General features: G+C 29.3%; 22 protein-coding genes and 2 other annotated features. Of the genes, 3 read left to right on the forward strand and 19 right to left on the reverse strand.

Going from position 1 to position 23542, the window contains the following annotated elements; genetic code table 11:
• Positions 1 to 119: 119 nt before the first annotated feature.
• A complete protein-coding gene (locus tag KPL37_RS12180; RefSeq protein ID WP_071614011.1) occupies positions 120 to 365 on the forward strand; it encodes an AbrB/MazE/SpoVT family DNA-binding domain-containing protein in 246 nt (81 codons plus the stop codon).
• An 82-nt stretch (positions 366 to 447) separates the two neighbouring features.
• On the opposite strand, the gene KPL37_RS12185 is transcribed toward KPL37_RS12180, so the two are convergent.
• From KPL37_RS12185 to ytxC, 13 genes are all read right to left on the reverse strand, one after another.
• On the reverse strand, positions 448 to 876 hold the full coding sequence (locus KPL37_RS12185) for a hypothetical protein (protein ID WP_216149734.1): 429 nt from the start codon (positions 874 to 876) through the stop codon (positions 448 to 450).
• Positions 877 to 1430: 554 nt separating this feature from the next.
• A complete protein-coding gene (locus KPL37_RS12190; RefSeq protein ID WP_343216262.1) occupies positions 1431 to 3797 on the reverse strand; it encodes an ATP-dependent DNA helicase in 2367 nt (788 codons plus the stop codon).
• Positions 3798 to 3819: 22 nt separating this feature from the next.
• Entirely contained in the window at positions 3820 to 5766 is a 1947-nt protein-coding gene (locus KPL37_RS12195; protein ID WP_216149736.1) for an ABC-F family ATP-binding cassette domain-containing protein, read from the reverse strand.
• A gap of 190 nt (positions 5767 to 5956) precedes the next feature.
• Positions 5957 to 6556 (reverse strand): cell division protein ZapA, encoded by a 600-nt coding sequence (locus KPL37_RS12200; RefSeq protein WP_216149737.1) that lies wholly within the window; start codon positions 6554 to 6556, stop codon positions 5957 to 5959.
• 190 nt (positions 6557 to 6746) lie between these two features.
• On the reverse strand, positions 6747 to 9125 hold the full coding sequence (pheT, locus tag KPL37_RS12205) for a phenylalanine--tRNA ligase subunit beta (RefSeq protein WP_216149739.1): 2379 nt from the start codon (positions 9123 to 9125) through the stop codon (positions 6747 to 6749).
• 110 nt (positions 9126 to 9235) lie between these two features.
• The gene (gene pheS, locus KPL37_RS12210; protein ID WP_216149742.1) at positions 9236 to 10255 is read right to left on the reverse strand and encodes a phenylalanine--tRNA ligase subunit alpha; all 1020 of its coding nucleotides are present in this window, start codon (positions 10253 to 10255) and stop codon (positions 9236 to 9238) included.
• Positions 10256 to 10329: 74 nt separating this feature from the next.
• Positions 10330 to 10542, reverse strand: a binding site (T-box leader).
• 74 nt (positions 10543 to 10616) lie between these two features.
• Positions 10617 to 11402 carry a TrmH family RNA methyltransferase gene (locus KPL37_RS12215; protein ID WP_216149744.1) on the reverse strand — a complete coding sequence of 262 codons (786 nt, stop codon included), beginning with the start codon at positions 11400 to 11402 and terminating at the stop codon, positions 10617 to 10619.
• Between the two features lie 12 nt (positions 11403 to 11414).
• Positions 11415 to 12074 carry a potassium channel family protein gene (locus KPL37_RS12220; RefSeq protein WP_216149746.1) on the reverse strand — a complete coding sequence of 220 codons (660 nt, stop codon included), beginning with the start codon at positions 12072 to 12074 and terminating at the stop codon, positions 11415 to 11417.
• A gap of 11 nt (positions 12075 to 12085) precedes the next feature.
• Positions 12086 to 13450: a TrkH family potassium uptake protein gene (locus KPL37_RS12225; RefSeq protein ID WP_216149748.1), complete on the reverse strand. Its 1365-nt coding sequence runs from the start codon at positions 13448 to 13450 to the stop codon at positions 12086 to 12088.
• A 184-nt stretch (positions 13451 to 13634) separates the two neighbouring features.
• Positions 13635 to 13994, reverse strand: coding sequence for a 50S ribosomal protein L20 (gene rplT / locus KPL37_RS12230; RefSeq protein ID WP_216149749.1), 360 nt, complete (start codon positions 13992 to 13994; stop codon positions 13635 to 13637).
• A 27-nt stretch (positions 13995 to 14021) separates the two neighbouring features.
• Positions 14022 to 14219 (reverse strand): 50S ribosomal protein L35, encoded by a 198-nt coding sequence (gene rpmI, locus KPL37_RS12235; protein ID WP_216149751.1) that lies wholly within the window; start codon positions 14217 to 14219, stop codon positions 14022 to 14024.
• Between the two features lie 19 nt (positions 14220 to 14238).
• On the reverse strand, positions 14239 to 14766 hold the full coding sequence (gene infC, locus KPL37_RS12240; RefSeq protein ID WP_216149753.1) for a translation initiation factor IF-3: 528 nt from the start codon (positions 14764 to 14766) through the stop codon (positions 14239 to 14241).
• Between the two features lie 36 nt (positions 14767 to 14802).
• Positions 14803 to 14914: a sequence feature (ribosomal protein L20 leader region), on the reverse strand.
• A gap of 287 nt (positions 14915 to 15201) precedes the next feature.
• Positions 15202 to 16101, reverse strand: a complete 900-nt coding sequence (ytxC, locus tag KPL37_RS12245) for a putative sporulation protein YtxC (protein WP_216149755.1) — start codon at positions 16099 to 16101, stop codon at positions 15202 to 15204.
• A gap of 149 nt (positions 16102 to 16250) precedes the next feature.
• On the opposite strand from ytxC, the gene KPL37_RS12250 reads away from it, so the two are divergent.
• Positions 16251 to 16946, forward strand: a complete 696-nt coding sequence (locus tag KPL37_RS12250; RefSeq protein ID WP_216149757.1) for a DUF6873 family GME fold protein — start codon at positions 16251 to 16253, stop codon at positions 16944 to 16946.
• A 450-nt stretch (positions 16947 to 17396) separates the two neighbouring features.
• Here the strand turns inward: KPL37_RS12250 and lepB are convergent, their stop codons facing one another.
• Entirely contained in the window at positions 17397 to 17936 is a 540-nt protein-coding gene (lepB, locus tag KPL37_RS12255; protein ID WP_216149759.1) for a signal peptidase I, read from the reverse strand.
• A gap of 249 nt (positions 17937 to 18185) precedes the next feature.
• On the reverse strand, positions 18186 to 18524 hold the full coding sequence (locus tag KPL37_RS12260) for a hypothetical protein (protein ID WP_216149761.1): 339 nt from the start codon (positions 18522 to 18524) through the stop codon (positions 18186 to 18188).
• Between the two features lie 949 nt (positions 18525 to 19473).
• Between KPL37_RS12260 and KPL37_RS12265 the strand changes: the two genes are divergently transcribed.
• Positions 19474 to 19785, forward strand: a complete 312-nt coding sequence (locus tag KPL37_RS12265) for a hypothetical protein (protein ID WP_246578258.1) — start codon at positions 19474 to 19476, stop codon at positions 19783 to 19785.
• A 277-nt stretch (positions 19786 to 20062) separates the two neighbouring features.
• Here the strand turns inward: KPL37_RS12265 and KPL37_RS12270 are convergent, their stop codons facing one another.
• The 4 genes from KPL37_RS12270 to KPL37_RS12285 form a co-directional block, all read right to left on the reverse strand.
• Positions 20063 to 20338 carry a hypothetical protein gene (locus KPL37_RS12270; protein WP_216149763.1) on the reverse strand — a complete coding sequence of 92 codons (276 nt, stop codon included), beginning with the start codon at positions 20336 to 20338 and terminating at the stop codon, positions 20063 to 20065.
• 315 nt (positions 20339 to 20653) lie between these two features.
• On the reverse strand, positions 20654 to 21358 hold the full coding sequence (locus KPL37_RS12275; protein ID WP_216149765.1) for a hypothetical protein: 705 nt from the start codon (positions 21356 to 21358) through the stop codon (positions 20654 to 20656).
• A gap of 466 nt (positions 21359 to 21824) precedes the next feature.
• Positions 21825 to 22361 (reverse strand): hypothetical protein, encoded by a 537-nt coding sequence (locus KPL37_RS12280; RefSeq protein ID WP_216149766.1) that lies wholly within the window; start codon positions 22359 to 22361, stop codon positions 21825 to 21827.
• Positions 22362 to 22423: 62 nt separating this feature from the next.
• Complete coding sequence (locus KPL37_RS12285) at positions 22424 to 22903, reverse strand: hypothetical protein (RefSeq protein ID WP_216149768.1); 480 nt, start codon at positions 22901 to 22903, stop codon at positions 22424 to 22426.
• Positions 22904 to 23542 lie beyond the last annotated feature (639 nt).

A 23542-nucleotide genomic window follows, 5' to 3' on the forward strand; every position in this document is an offset into this window, starting at 1 on the left:
AATGATTGCTAATTTTTATTTTTTTTTTTAAATACTTTCATAAACCTATTGACGTTTTATGTATTATTTGCTACAATTTAATTATAAATAAGTCGAAAGATGTTCGAGGAGGAAATTATATGAAATCAACAGGTATTGTAAGAAAAGTGGATGAACTTGGAAGAATTGTTATTCCTATAGAATTAAGAAGAACTTTAGATATAGATATCAAGGACGCTTTAGAAATCTATGTAGATGGTGATCAAATCATTCTTAAAAAATATGAACCAGCTTGTATTTTCTGTCAAAATGCAAGAGACGTTGTAAACTACAAAGGCAAAAATATTTGTAAAGATTGTCTTGCTGAATTAGGTTCAGGCAAATAATTTAAAATATTTTTTCTAAATAAATTATGTATACAAGCCTAAACAGCAACATAAAAAAGATATCCTTCTAAGGATATCTTTTTTATGTTCTTAACCTAAATTCGCTATTACAATTTGAGCAAGTTACAATAATTTTACCTTTTCTTCTTGGAACTCTTAATTTCTGTCTACATTTGGGACAATAAGTTACCATATAATTTCTTTTTTCTTTAAATTGCTCTAAAGGTTTATATTTTTTAAATATACACTTAAAATTCTTTATATTTTGTTTAAAACTTTGTCTAAAATTTTTAATACTATAATGAAAATTTCTTTCTATATTTTCATAAATAAATTTTTCATTATTTCTTGCACACATGTTAGTTGACCTACTTCTCCAAATTGAATAGACAATAAGTGCTATACCTAAAATCCATGAATACCTAGTTGCAAGCAAAAATATTCCTACCAATGAGGTTACTTTTGAAAATCTATCCCAACCATAAAGTTCTTTAGAAGATTTAACAAACATTTATACTATTCCTCCTTGTTATACTCTCAAATAGATTACAATTCCAAATTATCACTCTTATACAGTTTATCACTATAAAGCTTTAATCATTATTAATTTTCTGTAAAAGATACTTGATGACAATTAATTATTTTTCTCAATTTAATACTCCTATCTTGATTCGATGTTTCTTCTATTTTGTCGAATGATTTTATTGTTTTTGGTTTTAATTTAGTTTAAATTAAACTTTTAATAATTCTATTGACTATTTGTGTAATCCATGATATTCTTAAACTAAGAAATAAGTCGAAACATATTATTTATATACACACACAAAAGATAAGTCTTATTTCGAAATAAATTTTAAGTTTAAGTACCCCCATAATAAAAGGAAACTATTTATGTCCCATTAGTAAACTATTATCGTATTCATGGATGTAAATATTTTATGTAGATGTATTTGTAGCTGTTATAAGTAAATTAGGTTTCCTTTCTTTATCCCCCCCGATATATAAACAAACTTTAAATATAAAAAAACTTGAGCATTTGCTCAAGTTTTTTTACTTTTAAATATATCATTTCCAAAAGTCATAAATTTCTTCATGTGCATTAATATTGTTGTTCATTATTTGATAATTATTCCATTCTTTTGGAAATAGTCTTCTATACCTTTGCGAAAGAAATCTATCATCTATTAAAAGTACAATTCCTCTATCCTCTTCTGTTCTGATTACCCTTCCTGCTGCTTGTAATACTTTATTCATACCTGGGTACATATAGGAGTATTCATAACCACAATTGCTTTTATTATTAAAGTATTCTTTAATAATTTCCCGTTCAAAACAAATCATAGGATGTCCCACCCCAATAACTATAACACCAATCAAGGCATCACCTTTCAAATCAATTCCCTCTGAGAATATACCCCCTAAAACTCCAAACCCTAGGATATTATCTTTACCACCGCTATTAAACTTCTTAAGGAATGCTTCCCTAGCATCTTCAGTCATAGCATTAACTTGAAGACTAACTTTCACACTTGGGTATATCTTTGAGAAGCTATTAAACACGACCTCCATATATTTATATGAAGGAAAAAATACCATATAATTTCCCTTCTTGGCGCTTATAACAGAATATATATATTCTACTATTTTAGGGTAACTATTTTCTCTTCTATTATATTTAGTAGAAATATCCTTAGTTATCATAACTTTAAGTTTATTTCTATCAAATGGGGAATTTAGCGTTAAATTATAATCCTTACTTTGCCCACCTAAAATTTCTTTAAAATATGATAGAGGCAGTAATGTTGCAGAGAAATATATCACAGATCGTCCCCTTTTAGATGATTCTCTTAAAAGCTTAGATGGATCTAGGCAAAATATTTTTAATACTACATCATCCTCTACACTTTCCACGTAGGTTATATATTTATCGTCGTATAATTCAGCTATTCTTATAAAACTGAGTGAAGTAAAATATAGCTCTAAAAAGTTATCATATATTTCAGATTTTTCATTTTTAGTGAGCCACACTTCTAATATTTTAGTAAGTCTTGTAAGAAGATTATATACATCTACAGGTTCTGCATCTTGTTTATAGTACCCATCTTCATTCGTCATTTTTTTCATGTTTAACATAAAAGAATTTAACTTACTTAGAATTTTATACATTTGATTATTTTTGCCTTTTATATCTTTTTTTAATTGTAAAAGTAATTTTTTATGGATTTTAGATGAAAACATTTCTCTTGCCCTGTCTACTAGGTTATGAGCTTCATCAACCAATATAGTATAATCCCCATTGTTATCAGTAAAGAATCTTTTTAAGTAGACCCTAGGGTCAAATACATAATTATAATCGCATATAACACAATCAGCCCATAATGTTAAATCTAATGAAAATTCAAAAGGACATACTTTATGTTTCTTCGAATACATCTCAATTATCTCTCTACTAAATGTATTTTCATTTTTCAGTATATCAAAAATAGCCTCATTTACCCTGTCAAAATGTCCTTTTGCAAATAAACATTGTTCTGGATTGCATGCACTGCCCTTACTAAAACATATTTTATCCTTTGCAGTTATTGTAATGGTCTTAAACTCAAGGCCTTGCTCTTTCATTTTATCAAATGCATCCTCTGCAACTTGCCCCGTTATAGTTTTGGCTGTTAAATAAAAAATCTTTGAAGTATGCCCTTCTCCCACGGCCTTAACGCTAGGAAATAACGTAGATATCGTTTTTCCTATTCCAGTTGGAGCTTGCACGAACATTTTTTTGCCTTCTACTATTGTTTTGTATACAGAAACTGCAAGTTCTCTTTGTCCCTCCCTATAACTATCAAAAGGAAACTTTAAATCTCTTATAGTCGTGTCCCGCTTCTTATTCCATTCACTTGTGATATTTGCCCATACAAAATAGCTAGAAATAATTTCATCAAAAAATTCTTTGAGTTTATTAATTGAAAAAGCTTTAATAAATCGCTTAATTTTTTCACTTTTTATTTCATAATAAGTTAATTGAACATTAATGAGTGTAAGATTATTTTGAACGCCATATATATATGCATAACACTTAGCTTGAGCCCAATGAAGGCTATTATAGTCTTCTTTTATAAATTCTATATCCTTAGTAACTGTTTTAATTTCATCTATGGTGACTTTTCCATCTTTTATTAAAATACCATCGGCTCGTCCATCAATTACAATAGTAATATCATTGTGTATTGTTGTATGTTTTAAACTTACCTCCGATAAATACTCTTCGTTAAGCAAGATAGAATACTTTTCACTATTTTCATTTTGAATCTTTTGATGTGCTTTTGTACCCTCTACAGCCCTGCTACTTCCCATAAACCTCATATCCAAATCTCCAGCTCTTAGTACAAACTCTACTGAGTTACGCACAGATATTTTTATATCTCTACTTTTATCCACAGGTTATACCTTCTTTATTATTTTAACTGTTTTTCTGTGCTTCTATTTTTTCTACTAACTCATTTAAATATGTCCAACGCTTCATTAAATATTCAGTCTCTACTTTAATAGTTTTTTGTAGCTGGACTAGTTTCTCTAAATATTCAAAGTCACTACTACCATCATTAATTTTTTTATTAACATCTACAAGTTCTTTTTCCTTCTGCTCGATTGCACCATCTATTTCATCAAATTCTTTTTTTTCCTTAAATGTGAACTTCAAAACTTTATCACTTTTAATGTCTTGCGCCTCATCCATTGCAACTTCTTTATTATCAAGCTCTTTTTTTTCTTCTTTATTGACTTCATTATTATCTTCAATTACTTGTGGATTTTTTTCTATGTATTCTTGATAATCGGTATAATTTCCAACAAATTGTACTATTTTTCCATTGCCCTCAAAACTGAATATTTTGTCAGATACCCTATCTAAAAAGTATCTATCATGTGATACAGTTATAACAACACCATTAAATCCATCTAAATAATCTTCGAGTACCGCTAGTGTCTGAATATCAAAGTCATTAGTTGGCTCGTCTAAAAATAATACATTTGGAGCTTCCATAAGTATTCTTAATAAATACAATCTTCGTTTTTCTCCACCAGATAAACTAGAGATAAAAGAATGTTTCGTATTTTTATCAAATAAAAATCTTTCAAGCATTTGTGATGCTGTAATCTTTTCTCCACTACCTGTGGATATATATTCTGCACCCTCTCTTATGTATTCAATTGCACGAAGATTTTCATTCATCTCACCATTTTCTTGATGAAAAAAGCCAATTTTCACTGTTTCGCCCCATTCAATTTCTCCTGCATCTTGCTTTAATACTCCGCTTAAGATATTCATTAGAGTCGATTTTCCCATTCCATTAGGACCTATAATACCTACTTTATCACGTCTTGTAAATGTATGACTAAAATCTTCAATTAATTTTTTATCATCAAATGCTTTATATATATGTTCTACATTCAAGATCTTTTTACCAAGTCTTGTAGATGCCGAGGATAATTCTAAGTTATCACTTGAAGTATCTACTTTTCCAGCCTTAAGTTCATCAAAACGATCAATTCTAGCCTTCTGCTTTGTGCTTCTAGCTTTTGCTCCACGTCTTATCCACGCTAGTTCCTTTTTAAATAAGCTCTCTCTTTTTCTTTCTAGTGTATCTACTAAAGCCATTCTCTCAACTTTCTTTTCCAAATATACAGAATAATTACCATCGTAACTATATAAATTACCCTTGTCCAGTTCAATAATTTTATTTGTTATTCTATCTAAAAAATATCTATCATGGGTAATCATAAGTAGAGCGCCTTTTCTTTTGTTTAAAAACTTCTCTAACCAATCAATTATTTTATTGTCCATATGGTTTGTAGGCTCATCCAATATTAAAAGATCTGATGGAGTAATTAGTGCACTACATAGTGCCACTCGCTTTCTTTGTCCACCTGAAAGTTCACCTATACGCTGCTTAAAATCAGTTATTCCAAGCTTTGTTAATATGATTTTAGCATCATCTTGTACTTGCCACCCATTACATGCATCCATTTTATCATTTAGCCTCATTAAGGCATTTAAAGTAGATTCACTTTCTGGATTTTCTTGTAATTTCTCTAAAACAACCTCATATTCTCTTATAACTTTCATAACGTCAGTATCACTCTTAAATATCTGCTCAAGTACTGTAGCTTCTGAGTCAAACTCAGGATTTTGAGATAAGTACTCTATGTTTACTTTGTTCCCCTTTATAATTCTACCCTCGTCAGGAACTTCAAAACCAGCTATTATTTTTAAAAAAGTTGATTTTCCAGTACCATTAACACCTATTAAACCAATTTTATCTCCATCACTTATACCTAGCGACACTTTATCGATGAGTATTCTCTCACTATAACTTTTACTCACTTCTTCTATTGTTAACAAATTCATATATGTACCATCCTTTTCATGGCATAACACCATGCTTTAATTATAACCAAATAAATAGCTAAGGTATAGTGGAAATTTTTTAAAAAAGTATCCCTCTATCCAAAGATATATATTATTTATGTATTTTAATTCCTTTATCAATAAAAAAATCGCCTTTCGGCGACACATTAAACATAATCTTAAATAAAATTTATTTTTTACGTGTAGTTAAAAGAGGATTGTTTATTTTCTTTTGTTTTGCCAAACTAATCTGATATTCTATCATCTTGTTTTGAGAATCAATTATTTTATACTTATAAGATTGAAGCTTAAATTTCATTGCTTTATTTTCTGTTTTAATATCTTTGTTTTCTTCACTAGAAGTTTTATTAGTCTCTTTCATAACTTCCAATTGCTGTTGCATATCTATATTTTCCTGCTCTAAGGTTTTTACATATTCCGTTTTCTCTATATTTTTACATTTATTAAGCAACTCTTGATTATAATCTTCCATATGGCTTAACTGTTTTTTTAAATCTTCTAACTGACCTGTCAATTCCTCATCATGCTTATTTAATGCTTCACCTTTAGCTGAAAGTTCTTTGCAAAGTAATTTACTTTTAAACATATCATCACCTAAATTTAAAGCTGTTAAAATTGCCGCAGAAGATGTACTAAGTTTCTCATTATTATCCATTATATTCTTTATTTTTTTGTCACAATAACTAGCTACCATATGCAAATATTCTTCTCTTTCGTCACCTTTTAAATTATATTCAATGCCATTTATTTTTATTGTTACAACGTTCATCTAAAACACCCTCTTAGACAGATTAGTTAATCTTATTGTAACACAATATAACTTTTAATAAAACCAATTTCTTGAAATTAATCATATAATTTATACAAATCAAACAATTAATAACTTGGTATGCTTAATCAGAAAAATACATTACATAATTAGAACTCCCTTACTTTAAGGGAGTTCTAATTTGTTACTATTATCTAAGCTCTGCACCGACTTTATTTTCTAAAGATCTTAGTATTTTCTCATGTACTTTGTTTACTTCATCATCAGTTAATGTCTTATCTGGCCTTCTGTAAACTATAGCATAGGCTATACTTTTCTTACCATCTGCTATTTGCTTACCTTTATATACATCAAATAATTTAACACTTTCTAAAATATTGCCACCTTGCTTTACAATTACATCCTCAATATCTTGAACTAAAACTTCATCGTCAACTAAAAGAGCAATATCTCTTGTAACAGCTGGAAATTTTGGAAGTGATTTATACTTATTGTTTAAATCTGTATGTTTGTATAATATATCCAAGTTTAATTCTGCGATGTAACATCTTGGTAACACATCATAGTTCTCTGAAACACTGGGATGAATTTCTCCAACTACGCCTACAAATTCTCTCTTCACATATAAATTTGATGTTTTTCCTGGGTGATAAGTTGGATTTTCACTTTCTCTTTTAAACGCTGCATTTTTTATTCCTAAATTATCCAATACATTTTCAACGTTACCTTTCAAATCCAAATAATCAACATTTCCATACATCCCTATCGTTAATATGTTTCTTTCCTCAGGAAGCTTTTCTAAATCGTCGCTGGGTATATAAACCTTACCTATTTCAAATAATCTTACTTCTTCATTATTTCTTGAATAATTTCTTGATAAGCAATCCATCATAGATGCTATAGTTGTAGTTCTCATTATACTATAATCTTCACCTAGTGGATTTTTTATAGTAACTGCCTTTCTTAATTCACTATCGACTGGAGCTAAAAGTTTATTAAATATTTTAGGACTTACGAAAGAATAACTTATTGATTGATTAAGTGAACTTGCAGTTAAAGAAAGAACTACTCTATCTTCTAACTTTTGCTTTTCGCTCTTCCCACTTCTTGAAGTTTCACAATTAGGCAAAGTAGATGGTATATTATCGTAACCATACATCCTAGCTATTTCTTCTGCAATGTCTTCTCTGATGTTAATATCAGACCTATGTGTTGGCGACTGTATAATTAAAAAATTACCTATTATTTCAGTAGTAAGTTCTAATCTATCTAGATATGATTTCATATCATACTTAGATATATTTGTTCCGAGGAAAGTGTTAATCCAATTTATATCTACTTCTAAAGTATGAGATTTAACTATTTTGGGATATACATCTACGCATCCCTGCATTATTTCACCTGCACCTAATTCCTCTACTAAATGACAAGCTCTATTAATTGCCATTTCAGCCATATTAGGATCCAAATCTTTTTCAAACTTTGAAGATGCATCAGTTCTTAAAGATAATTTTTTAGATGCAAGTCTTATATTAACCCCATCAAAGTTTGCACCCTCAAATATTACACTTGTGGTGTCTTCTTTAATTTCCGAATTAAGACCTCCCATTATACCAGCAAGTCCTATAGTTCTATCTCCATCTTTTATACTTAATATACTATCGTCTAAATCTCTTTCTACTTCATCTAGTGTAGTAAATTTTTCTCCCTCTTTAGCTCTTTCAATAACTATGTTATTCGTAGTAATTTGCCTAGCATCAAATGCATGCATCGGCTGACCAAGCTCAACCATAACAAAATTTGTAATATCTACTATATTATTAATAGGTCTAATTTCAGCCTCTATAAGTCTTTCTTGCATCCACTGTGGTGATGGCTCAATTTTTACATTATTTATACCTTTTAACATGTACCTTTTGCATAGTTCATCCTTAATATCTACCTTGTAGATACCCTCTACATTCTCCTCGGCAGTTGCTTTGTAGTCAAGAGCTGGTTTTCTATATTCTGTGCCTAAAGTTGCAGCCGTCTCTCTAGCTATCCCTAAAATACTAAGACAATCTGCTCTATTAGAAGTTATCTCAAAATCTATTAGGACGCTTTGAAGATTTAATACTTCTTTTATATCTTTACCAAGTGGTGTGTCCTTTGCTAGTATCATTAGCCCCTCAACTGGTTCATCCACAGCTATTCCCAGTTCTTCCTCAGAGCAGAACATACCGTTGGATAATATACCACGAAGTTTGCCTTTCTTTATTTTAAGTCCTCCATGTAGCGTTGATTGATGAAGTGCCACTGGTACTATATCATTTTCTTTCATATTAGTAGCTGCTGTAACAATTTGTGTTGGTGCGCTAAGTCCTATATCAACCTGACACACAACTAATTTATCAGCATCTGGATGCCTCACAATTTCTATTATTTTTCCTGTAACAACATTTTGAATTTCAGCACCTGATATAATAACTTCTTCAACTTTTGAACCAGACAAAGTTAATTTGTCACCGAGTTCCTGTGGTGAAATATTTATGTCGACGTAATCTTTAAGCCATTTAACTGGAACTTTCATAATATATCCTCCTAGCATCTGTGTTAGTACAAAACAAGTATTAATCATTTTGCCTCTTGCATCTATATGCGTACTAAATAATTATCAATTTATATTTTAGAATTATTTATTTAGAATTGTTTTAGAAACTTCATATCACTTTCATATAGTGCGCGAATATCATCTATTCCGTAGTTAAGCATTGTAATTCTATCAAGGCCAAATCCGAAAGCAAACCCGCTATAGACTTCTGGGTCAATTCCACAATTTCTTAAAACATCTGGATGAACCATTCCGCAACCTAAAAGCTCTATCCAACCGCTGCCACTACAAACCTTGCATCCTTTACCCTTGCACACAAAACAAGTAGCATCCATCTCAGCTGAAGGCTCTGTAAATGGAAAGTGATGTGGTCTAAACTTTGTTTTCATCTTATCTCCAAACATCTTTTGTGTAAATAATTCAAGCGTTCCCTTTAAATCAGCAAATGTAATTCCCTTATCTACTACTAATCCTTCGATTTGGTAAAAAATTGGTGAATGAGTAGCATCTGCTGCATCTGACCTATAAACTTTACCTGGTGAAATCATTTTTATAGGTGGCTTCTGCAGTTCCATAGTTCTTATTTGTACTGGTGATGTTTGAGTTCTTAAGACCACACTATCATTTATGTAAAAAGTATCTTGTTCTCCTCTTGCAGGATGGTTTTTAGGTATATTTAATGCCTCAAAATTATAATAATCTGTTTCTACCTCAGGTCCCTCTTCTATTACAAATCCCATAGATAGAAATATATCATTAATTTTTTCAAGAGTTAACTCAAGTGGATGTCTTTTACCTATTGTTTGTTTTTTCCCTGGCATAGATATATCTATAACTTCACTCTTTAGCTTTAATTCATTCTCGTTTCTTTTTAGCTTATCTGATGCTTTTGTTATAAGTGTTTCAATGTCCTCGCGTACTTGATTTGCAAGTTTTCCAATGACTGGTCTTTCCTCATTAGACAGCTGACCCATACCCCTTAATATTTGCGTAAGTTCACCTTTTTTCCCTAAATACTTAACTCTAACATTTTCTAATTCCGTTTTAATATCTGCTCCTTTTAATTCTTCTAAAACTGCAGCTTTTATCATTTTTAACTTTTCTTTCATAATGAAAACTCCCTTCATATTTATGTAATATATGTATTTTATATTTTTTATAAAACAAAAAAAACCATCCCCAATAAAGGGACGGAATATCCGCGTTACCACCCTAATTGACTAATAAATAGTCCTCTTAGATAAATTTATCGGTTCTACCCGCTAGCAGTTACTTTATTTCACTGTTAGAACTCCAGAGTGAACTTCAATATAAAAATTTATTTAGAAGCTCTCAATCTAAGGCTTCTTATCCCTTTAATTATTTTTATATTTACTGTCTCTATCACAGTTTATTATTATTGATTAATTTATGAAAGTATACAAAACATTATAACCATAACTGCATGAAATTTCAACTATGAATTGTAATCTATATAATATTTTTTTGTCTTACAACCTCATACATCATAATTGATGCCGCTACTGCAGCATTAAGTGACTCTGCACCACCAGGCATAGGAATCTTAATTTTCACATCACATATTTCATAAACTTCATCGCTAATTCCATTACCTTCATTTCCAACTGCTATAATTATCTTTTCTTTTAGGTCTACATCATAAAAATTTTTATCAGTATCCAGGGAACTAGTTACTAATTTAAATTCGCTTCTTTTAAGTTTTTTAACGAGTGATAAATCATTATCATAAATAATAGGTATTTTAAAAATGGAACCCATTGTTGCTCTTAACGTTTTCTCATTATAAATATCTACAGTTCCCTTTGTAAGTATAACTCCCAGGGCCCCTGCTGCATGAGCTGTTCTAATTATAGTTCCCATATTACCCGGATCTTGAATCCTATCTGCTAACATATAAAATCCATTATCATATTTGATTTCTACAGGTTTATTTCTAACTGCTGCAATAATACCTTGAGGATTATCTGTATCACATATATTTTTAAACAAACTATCACTGACACCATAAACTTTAGTATTTACCTGTAGCTTATTTTTCATGCTAGAGTTTTCAAATTTAGCTTCTCCTCTAGAACTTATAAATATATGAACCACTTCAAACCCTGAGTCCAAAGCTTCTTCTACAAATCTAAAACCTTCAACTAAAAACATGTTGCTACTTACTCTATATCTTTTTTCCTTTAATTTTTTAATATCTTTAATCAATAAATTATCCTTACTCTGAATATATTCCAAACGAAGTACCCCTTATTTAACTAAATTTTCTAACGTATTTAACTCTTGAATGCTACCTATCGCAACAATAATATCACCCGGTTCAATAATATTATCAGCTGATGGAGAAATATCAATGTCATTGTTTCTTTTTATAGCCATTACACTTATTCCATATTTAGCTCTTATGTTTAATTCTCTAAGTGTCTTCCCATTCCATTCTACCGGACTAACAACTTCAGCTATACTATAATCAGGAGATAATTCTATATAATCTAATATGTTGGACGAAACTAAATTATGAGCGACACGTTCACCCATATCTCTTTCTGGAAAAACAACTCTGTCTGCACCTATTTTATATAATACTTTAGCATGTAATGCATTTGTCGCTTTTGTAATTACATATTTTACTCCCAATTCCTTAACTAATACTGTTGCCAAAATACTAGATTGAATATTATCACCTATACCTATAACTGCACAATCAAAATTACGAATGCCAAGAGCTCTCAAACTATTTTCATCATTTGCATCAACTTGAACTGAATGAGTAACCGAATCTGAAATATTTTGAACTACTTCCTCATCATAATCAACCGCTAAAACATCATTTCCCAAAGCATATAACGTTTCAGCAACTGATGTTCCAAATCTTCCAAGTCCTATAACAACAAACTGTTTTTTATGCATTACTTCCACCCCTATCCAATTAAAATTTTATCTTCCGGATATTTTATAGTTCCAGATTTACAACTTTTTCTTTTAGCTAATGCCAGTATTATAGTAAGCGGTCCTACTCTTCCAGCATACATAGTAAGTGATATTATTATCTTTCCAACTATTGTTAGTTTTGTAGTTAATCCAAGTGTTAAACCAACTGTAGCAAATGCTGAAGTCGCCTCATATAAAAAATATTCAAAAGGAATATTGGGTGGCTCCACAATTGATAATAGCATTGTAACTACTATAACAATGCCTAGTCCAAGAACAGTTATTACTAAGGATTTGTAAACAACTTCTTTATTTATTCTTTTTTTAAATATTTCAGTATCTTCACGACCACGAACTACAGACACTACAGTCATAAAAAGAATAATTGCAGTAGTAGTTTTTATTCCTCCAGCCGTTGAACCAGGAGACCCGCCAATAAACATTAGAATTATCGTAAGCAAATTTCCTGCACTAGTCATTTTGTCTAATGGAATAGAATTAAACCCAGCTGTTCTAGGTGATACTGATGCAAATATCGAAGATAAAATTTTACCCTTCACAGACATACCTTTCATAGTGCCAGGATTATTCATTTCAAAAATGAACATAAGAATTGCCCCACCCACAATTAATACTATTGTCGAATAGATAACTACTCTAGAATGGAGTGATAATCTTTTAGTTCCCTTGGAATTATAAATTTCCACCCAAACATAAAATCCTAATCCTCCTATTGCAATTAGTGCTGAAATTGTAAGAATTACTACAGAATTATTGGCATATGCAGTAACACTTTTAAAATTTCCCATCAAATCAAATCCAGCATTACAAAAAGCAGAAACTGCATGAAATACACTATAATAAATTCCTTTGGCAATTCCAAATTGAGGAATAAACTGTGTTGCAAATAAAACTGCTCCTACTCCTTCAACAGAGAATGTAAATATTAATACATATTTGATCATTTTTACTAACCCTTGCAATGAGTTTACATTCATAGCTTCTTGCATTACTAGTCTTTCCTTTAATGTAATCCTTCTTCCAAAAAAGAAAAAAATTAAAGTTGCAACAGACATAAATCCAAGTCCACCTGTTTCTATTAAGAGCATTATTACAGTTTTTCCAAAATAAGTCCAATACGTTCCCGTATCTAGTGTTACAAGACCCGTGACACACACAGCAGATGTAGAGGTGAATATGCAATCTATAAATGGTGTAATTCTACCACTTTGAGACGATATAGGTAAACTGAGTAGTATTGCACCTGCAAGTATTACTAAAGCAAAACCTAATGCAAGTACCTGAACTGGAGTATATTTTTTTTTATTTTTTAGTTTTTTTAAATCTAATTCCAAATTATTCACCTCTACACTTTTTATTATCTTTTGATAATATCTTTTAAAACAACATCTTTTACAATAGTATCTTCTATAAAAGTATTTTCTATTATAACATTTCACTAATTATATCACTTAACATATTTTTTTCAAAATATAATAAAAAATGCAGCCATAAGGCTACATTTTCAGATAAATTATTTTAAGCTTTTAATTGTTTTTTTGCAACTTCTACTAATTCAGCAAAAGCTTTTGGATCATTTATAGCAATTTCAGAAAGCATCTTTCTGTTAATATCTATGCCTGCAAGCTTCATGCCATTCATAAATCTTGAATATGAAAGATCACTAAGTCTTGTAGCAGCATTGATTCTAGCTATCCAAAGTGTTCTAAAATCTCTTTTCTTTCTCTTTCTACCTATATACCCGTTTCTTAAACCTCTCATTACTGCTTCATTAGCTGTTTTAAATAACTTACTTCTTCCACCGTAGTAGCCTTTTGCAAGTTTTAATACTTTCTTATGGTTTTTACGAGAGTTAACTGCTCGTTTAATTCTTGCCATTTAATATACCTCCTAATCACCATTCAATTATAAGTATGGTAACAATTTCTTCATGTTTTTTATTTGAGTTGTTGAACAATATGCTGTTTTTCTAAGATTTCTTTTTCTTTTAGGGCTCTTTTTTGTTAGTATATGGCTTGTGAAAGCCTTTGCTCTTTTTAGTTTTCCTGAACCTGTCTTCTTAAATCTTTTTGCTGCGCCTCTATGTGTTTTCATTTTAGGCATGTAAAATTCCTCCTCTCGGTTATGCTTTTTTGGGAGCTAAAATCATTATCATATTTCTTCCCTCTTGTCTCGCTGGTTTTTCAACAATATAAACATCACCGATTTTTTCTACAAAAGATCTTAATATCTTATGTCCCACTTTTGAATTTTCAATTTCTCTTCCTCTAAATCTTACAGTTATCTTTACTTTGTCTTCTTCTAATAAGAACTTTTTAGCATTGCTAGCCTTAATAGAAATATCATGGTCTTGTATTGTTGCACTCAATCGTATTTCTTTAAGAGTTACAACCTTTTGTTTCTTTTTAGCTTCTTTTTCTTTCTTTTGTTTTTCGTATTCAAACTTACCAATATCCATTATTCTACATACTGGTGGTTTTGCAGTTGGTGACATCATAACTAAATCTAAATCACTCTCATCTGCAAGCTTTATGGCATCTTTGGTGTCTAAAATGCCAAGTGCTGAACCATCAGCTCCAATAACTCTTATTTCTTTATCTCTTATTTCTTCATTCATTATAAAATTTTTGTTTTTACTAATAATTTTCACCTCCTAGGTGTACTTGCTTAAATTTTTTATATTATTCAATAATAAAAAGGACGGCATAAATGCCGTCCTTAATAGTAACAATTTAAATTACTAATTAACCTAACTAGCTGTGCTGTAAGGTGAGAAACGGCTGTTTCTTCTTGTTAAATATAATTCTATTATATAAAATATTATTTCAAAATATTTATTTATGTTTCGTTCACAACAATTTATATTATATTATATTATTCTTTACTTGTCAATTATTTTTTTTATTAATGTCTATTTATTTAACAACATTTTGGAAGCTTCAAGTCTGTCACCTTCTATAAGTGGTAGTTGTCTAACCTAGTAAAATTGCTTTGGTGGCAGTCTAAGTCTGCTTCCAAAGTTGTTAATATTTCAGCTCCACAGGAGATGATTTAACTTATAAATTCTTATCCTCTTATAATTACATCATACTAACACTCCATTTTTTATCTTCCGGCATTCGCTGCATGCATCACAATACTGAACTTTGTCTGTAAAAACCTTACTTATCGTTTCAATTAACTCTTTATTTTTACAATGCTGGACACAGTGTATAATCACTTTTTTAGGAGCACTAGATATCATGGTGCTAATTATAAGTTCTTCTTGGTTTTCTATTGAATCAAATTTAACATCCGGCAACTCAACCATCATACTTTCTACTAAATTATTACCTTCTTCATCTCTTAAATAGTAATTCCCATCTTTTTCAATTAGAATATTGACCTCCTCTACCTTACTCTCCTGAATATCAACAAAGTATTTAAGAAGTTTTATAAACTCATTATATTCTTTTTCCACCATATACTCTTCTACAACTTTATCAACTATACTCTCTAGGTCCTCATTTAGCTCTTTTGCCCTGAATGTCAAAAAACCACTTATATTGATTTCATTATTTTCTTCTATGCATTTAGTTATTTTATCAATTATAGTGTTTTTTCTATTTATACAATATACCATATTGGGACCAGATATTTGCCCCTCGTTTAGTAATGCTTTTTGTATCCTAGGTTTAACTTGTTTTATTTCATCATATTGAAGAAAGAAATATGTTTCAGTCAAAAAATCATTTATTCCTTTTTTACAAAACTCGATTGTTACTATTTTATATAACATATTTGCAATATTCAAATTAAATGTTTTGATACTGTTCTCACTTATATTGTCATCTCTGCAAAAGAACTTAATAAAGTGCATGTCTCCCACTATGCTTTCAGATACACCTAAGATTGTTTTTTTATATTCAAAATATTTTTTTATCTCATTTATCTCATCAATAATGTATTCCATACTCCTATTATATACAACAGTTAATAAAAGCATTTCGCACACTCCCTTCTTATTATGGTAGTATGTGTGTAATATTAATGTATATGCAAAATAAATTAAACAATTATCGACATATTGCAATTGCTAATAACTTTGTGTTATAAAATAAATATAAGAAAATATATATTAAATAGGAGATCAAAATGAAAAACGTTATTGTAGATTTTAGAATTCATAAAGATGAAAAAAAATATTTGATTTCTAAAGGGTATAACCTTTTTATTTGCCCTCCAAGTAATCTTTTATATGATGCCGTATGTGGTCATCCTGATATGCTTTTACACATTTTCGATAATAATATTGTGGTGCATAAAGATATGAATAGTGACTTTATAAAAAGTTTAGTTTTACAAAATTATAAAGTTTATAAATCAAAATCATCTTTAGAAATGAAATACCCTTATAATATATGTCTAAATTCATTAAGCATACGCAATCTTTTTGTTCACTACATTAATTTTACTGATGAAAATCTTTTATTGATCGCAAAAGATAAAAAGTTAATAAATGTGAAACAGGGTTATACAAAATGTTCAACTTGCATTGTAAATGATCATGCAATAATAACTAGTGATATAACTATTGCTAAAGCTCTAAGTCTTGAAAAAATAGATGTATTATTAATTCCTCCTGGCGATATTCTTCTTCCAGGGCTTAATTACGGTTTTATCGGCGGCGCAACAGGTCTTATTGAAGAGAACGTTTTAGCTTTTTATGGTCACCTAGATCATTATTTGTATGGAAAAGAAGTATTGGCTTTTTTAAATAAGCATAAGGTAGAACCTGTGTTTTTAAGAAATGGCAAACTCGTTGATCGCGGTAGCATTTTTAGAATCTAATAAAAAATAAAAGCGCATCCGTAAGAACTTTCTCCTGCATTGCTCCAAATAAGAGCTTAAAACGTGAAATTCCATTAAATAATTCTAATCTTTTTCCAATATAAATTTATCTATCACTCACATTCGGCTTACGCCGGTTCGCTAGCCTTCCCTCCAGTCAGGCTCACGAGAATTTTATATTGTCAAAAGAAGAATTACTAAATGTGATTTAAATGTTTTTGCACTTCTTGTTTTGAATCATTTCCGGAGAAAGTTCTTAATATATATCACATCTATATTTAACGTACGAACTCTTGCACGATATGCCCCTGTCAGGAAAATATGTTTTTTCCCACAGCTTGTCTCCTATATAATAAAACTGAATTATTAAATTATCTTATTCTAAAGGAGCTATTGTTGTGAACTGAAAAGTTTCTAATAGTATGCTATAACAAAAATATTGCAGCAGTTCTAATGATTAATAGCATCACTGCCTATTACAAATTTCCCAAATCTCTTAAATGGATATGTAATAAACTGCGCTTTCCCTTTTATGTCCTTACCATCTATATATGGATTTTCCCATTTCCTAGCATCCAATGAACTGGCCCTATTATCACCTAAAAACAAATATTTATTCTCTGGAACTTTGAATTTTATATCTAAATCTTCCTTATTTACTACATACGGTTGAGCGATTTCACTTCCATTTATAAATACACGCCCTTTATCTTTTACAACAACTTCGTCCCCCGGAAGTCCTATTAGTCTCTTTATCATTACCTCTTTTAGTTCATCAGATTTAAAAACTATTATATCTCCAGTTTTTAAATTCTTTTTATTATAAACCTTTGTAACAAGAATTCTATCTCCTACCTTTATTGTGGGATACATTGATCCCGATGGAACTTTAACTTGGAAAAATAGAAATTCTTTTATTAACATCGCCAAAATTATTGCTACAAGTATTGGTAATAAACATTCTTTGATAATATTTTTTAAGATTTTCATTGATTTAGCCCCCTTGTAAATATTAGTTTGTAATAATTGGAGTAAACATAGTCATATAAATACATATTAAAATCCATAATTGAACGGCTAATTTTAAAAATATTTTTATCATTTTTTCCACCTAACTACTTTTAATACTAAAGTATATTTTCTATAACCATTCTTAATTTACCATATTTTCAAGTCCTTTCATAACTTTAGTAACATAATTAGATTAAATCCCATGAAAAGGAAAGGCATATTGATATTTTATTCTTTTATATGTTTTGATATAGTAATAACTATGAATCGTATTGCTGCAACTACTCCTAATAGGCACAATAATATTATTATAGTGCTATTACCTTGTGCAATTCCATTAGCATTAATTACAAGTATTGCAGCAATTATTGCAAGAATTATATTAGTTATTCCAAGTAATTTAGTTGTTCTAGAAAAATTTCTAGATAAGGCTTCTCTTATGTTTTCATTATTAAGTGTCGTTTTTATTGAAAATTCAACTAATGTTTTACTTGTGTTACTTATTAAATTTATACCTTCCAATATTTTTGCTATCGAAATTATTATTACTATTGTCTGTAAATACATTTAGCACCCCTCGCTTTATTTGAAAATTAATTTGTCTTCCATAAATAAAATATTTATTTTCAGCATTAATTTTCACTACATGTTTAATTTTAAAAATAAGACCCCAAAAGTATTGTAAATATACTTTAGTTTTAAGGCGTACATTCTAAATAAATATCTATCATAATACAAAAAACATTTTTAACAAAGGTCAACGTCCTCTGTAGTAAAGGCGGCTTTTTCCTTTTGGTTCATTATACTGTCTTATTTATCTTGAATATGTTTCGTAATTCAAGATAAATACTTACTAAATTTATTAAATATAAAACTTATGTAATTGAAAAATTTACTTATTTTCTTTTATTACCCCAAGTCTTGCCCACTGTCCATGCTGCTATTACTGCTACAAGAATGATAGCTACCAATGCAGATTTATCCATTAGAATCCCCCCTCACCTAATAACTAATTGTAAATTTAACCTAACTATACCATAATACCTATAAATTAAATGGTAGTATAACACTTTGCCTAAAATTGTTATGCTTAAACAACATATAAATTTTCTATAAATATTTTAGTTAAAATACAATATAGTATTAACATAAACGGTAGTTAAATAATAACAAATAGCTCAAAAGTGAAAGTAACTCAATACCAATTGAGTTACTTTCACTTTGTTGCTACTGCTCATTTAAAGAAAATTGTAAATATAATTAATTTATGGTAATTATGGTATAATGAGATGTATTTTATTATACATAAAAAATTTTACACTAACGTGAAATTAGTAGGGGAATTGATATGAAAAGATGGTTAATATTAATTTGTACTGTTGTTATTATGTCTCAGTTTTTGATTGGATGTTCAGCGAGTAAAGATGTTTGATTTAAAGGATTCTATTCTCAGGTAATCGGTTTTAGTGAAAATGATGAAAGATTTGTTAAAACTATTCATCAGGATACAGTTCTCATGCTTAGTAATGAGGAATTTCAGAAGTTTGAGGATGAACATTTTACTCCAAAAAAAATTCCTATGAAATCACCAGATAAAGAAAAGGCAGTTTTATACGTACAAATACCTTCTCCAACTTCCTCGGTAAATACTTATAGTGTTAAAAGTATAAATGTGAGCAATAATACTTTAACAGTAAACTTAAACAAACCATCAGTTACACAAGTACATGGTGTAGGTGGATTCAATGGTACATGGAAATGGGTTATGTTAATGGAAGTTGATAAAACTAACTTAAAAGACAATATGAAGATTGTTATAAATAAATAAATAATTCTAATATAGATAAACGGTAATTACTAAGAATATGATATTATACTAAACTTGCTTTACAATCGACACAAGTAACCCCATATCATAGATATGGGGTTACTTGATTAAGTGTATATTGATATTGTGAAAGTAACACAATAGTAATTGAGTTACTTTCAGATTTGAGGCTATTAGCTATTTTAAAAAATTCAAGCATACAATACAGTTTTAATCATCTATTACTTTTTATGGATAAAATCAAATCAATAAACAAATGCTAAAATTAAAAAAATAATTATTTACACATGAAAGAAACCCCTAATATTATACTAAAAACTCCACATAACAAAAATAATACAAAACCAAGTATATTTTGTTTGCATTTAAGTTGTAATAAACTATTAAGTAAGGTGTAGATACCAGCACACACCAACATTAATGAAAATAGAAATTTATCTTCCTGACCATTGTAGTAATTAAATATATGAATACATACCAATATAATTAGTGCTCCTGAAAATATTACCTTTGAAATTTTATAAAACAAAGAGTTTTCATTATTTAAATTCATAAACATTCTCCTTTATCAAAAAACACAACCTTATTCTCTTATCATTGTAGCATAAACAAAGTGTTATAACTTCAACTAATACATGTACTCTCATAAATACCCAAATCATTAGTGTCAAGTGGGAACGTATGCAAATACATTATGTATTTTAAATTCATGGTACACTGTTTGTTAAACAGTGTAGCAAATATCATTTTTATTGACATTCTCTACCACACTAGTCATTCATGTTAAAAATGGTAAGTGGTCTTAAATTGCCATTCTACTTTCAAAAAAACAAATCAAATTTATAATGCTCTTAAATATTTAAATGATTTACCATTGTGTTTTTACCGAAAATACACCAACCCAAGTTAAATCTACCACAACACCATGGCCTTTATACATCGTGCTTATACGGTGACCCATGTAACCAAAATAAGGAACGCCTATAGCAGCCACTGCAACACCAACTGGCGCAAGGAATTTTGAGCTTACCTTAAATACATTAATAAGAAATTTAGAAGCACCGTCAATTCCAGCCGACCCCCAAGAATAACTAGTAAATTTATTTGCTAAGTCTTTTGAATTCTGATTATTGGCAAATCTTTCAAGACCCCACCAATATACTTGTGAGTAATCAGCTCCATCACTTGCTGCCATAGCTTGTATACCATTTGCTTGTACACTTTTCGTATTAGTAATATTAAGATTTTTATCTGTTTTTAATTCCCCAGATAAAATATTTTTATTTAAAAATGAAAAATATGTTTCTAATTGAGTTAAATCAGATGATTTATAACCTAATTTTAGTGCAGCGTTCATATCAAGTTTTAATGTTCCATCAGATTGTCTTGATATACATCCTTGTATCTTTGCAAGGTCATCTTTTGTAAATTCAGTTGTTACCGCTTTAGTTCCAGTAGTAATCGAAGTATTATTATCTAATGTAGAATTAGTATTGGTACTTGCAAAAGTGGTAGTACCACTCCCCAATACGACGCTACAAACTAAACATAATGCAATTATATTCTTATGCATATTAATAATCCACTCCCCTTGTTTATAATATTATTATTTCTTGTATTTCAATAAGCGATCACTTATTATAAGAATCTTACAATTTACATTGTACTAGGTTTTTAACGTTAAACCATGCACAATACATGAAAGGTACATTTTGTGTTATAAACGGATGCATTTTTATAAAATCACAAACAAATTTAGTATTATATTACTTTTTTATATTGTTAATAAAAACAAAATGAAGCTTGGAACAATCAGAATGAGTATATAGATATATAAAATAAGTACATCAGAGTTCATATTCTCCTTATATGTCATAACAAGTAACCCCTATATTAATGATATGGGGGTACTTTATTTAGATTATTAATATTCCGAATGTAACACAATACTGATATGCTCCCCATAAGGTAGACAGATTAAATAATAAAATTTCACCGCATTTGTTGTTGCAAACTTATTATATGGAATGATTTAAAATTTATTCTATCTGTAGTATTACAGATTTTACATAGTCTGAGATAACGGAGTCTACAACAAATTTTTCATCAATATACTTTACAATGTTTTCACACATAGGTTTAGTTAAAATTTCTTTATTTATTGACCTAGTATAAATTAATTTAATAAGATCATTGTTAGGATTTATTTTAAATGCTTTTTTTAACATTAGCATTCCATTGTTGTATGAACTCGTGTAATCGCAAGAAGCAAAATTTTCTGGAGAAACAGATATCATATATCCAAATGCCAATAGAAATTCTTCATTTTCACTGAAATTTTTAATTCCAAAGTCATAAATTTCGTTGATTCTATCTGCAAGTTCATCACAATCAATATTAAGATGTTTAGTTCTTTCCCATTCAACAAGAAGATACCAGTTTATAAAACTAGCTCTTATTAAAATTTTTAAATCATAAGGATTTTCATACCATTTCTTCATAAGACTATTTTTAGCTTCAACAAATTTATCTGCCTTTTCATAACCATCAATTTCGCTACAGTCAGTATTATTCAAGAATATTGCCTCCTTTATATTTATGTTACACTTTAACATTATTTGTTTAGCATTATTATAAATTAAATAAAAAGAGCTTTAGTCATTTTATTCCAATTATGTTTACCTGGATCTTTTCCTCCTTTTGACATGATATGATTTTGGGCATTTATGCCTAATTTATCCACCGCGGTTTTATTCATAGAGGCCATTGATATTGGTTTGTTAAGATAATTAGTTATTGTATTATATATCCATGAGCCAGCAGCAATAGTTACTCCACCTACAATAAAAACACCTGCAGTTGCCATCGCAACTTCTCCTATACCAGGAACAAAAAATATAGGTGTTAACAACTCAACACCTGCTAAATTTTGTGTTACAATAGGTTTTTTAATTGTTGTGTCGGTATTATTATCTGTTTGCGATATAAGTATTTTTTTTTGATTATTTAAACTAGTAGTACCCATAGCGAATGCTTTAAATGGCATGTTTAATAAAACTAAAGTAAATATTAATAATGTTGATATTTTTTTTAATGATTTTTTATTTTTGATATTCATTATAATTCCTCTTTTCTATAAAATATTATAATAACTATTTTGTTTTTAATTACGGATCTGAGTAGTGTGAATAAGATAAATATTAACAAGCTCCTCTCATAAGTGATTTATTACATTCTGGGATAGTGAACGCCAAGTGTAAATTTACCACGTTAACGCTAAGGGGTATATTTTGCATTACCTTAATTAACATGATATTACGTTAAAGTTTATAATGTAACCCCAAAAGCATAAAACATCTAGTTCGTGACATAAAAAGCACATTAAGTAATTTTTATTTTAAATTGTAATATTAAAAAAGTCCCAAAGTGAAAGTAACACAATGGTACTTGAGTTACTTTCACTTTGAGTCTATTGCCTATTCCTTGAAAAATTCATTTTTAATGTACTATAACGTGTTGACTTATAACATTGAATGTATCATAACGGTCAAAATTCATTGCATAAAAAAAAGAAGGTGTTAACCCTTCCTCTCTTTATTATAAATTACTCTTGATATCTCACTCATTCTTAAAATCTCATCATTTTAAAAAGAAACTTTCTTGTTATATATTGAATTATTGTATTTATATGGGCATAGGTGGATGACTTAAATAGAGCTCTGCTTTTTTGTTAAATTATGGCTACGACGGATGTCCG

The sequence above is a fragment of the Clostridium frigoris genome, assembly GCF_018861865.1.
GTDB lineage: Bacteria > Bacillota > Clostridia > Clostridiales > Clostridiaceae > Clostridium_AD > Clostridium_AD frigoris.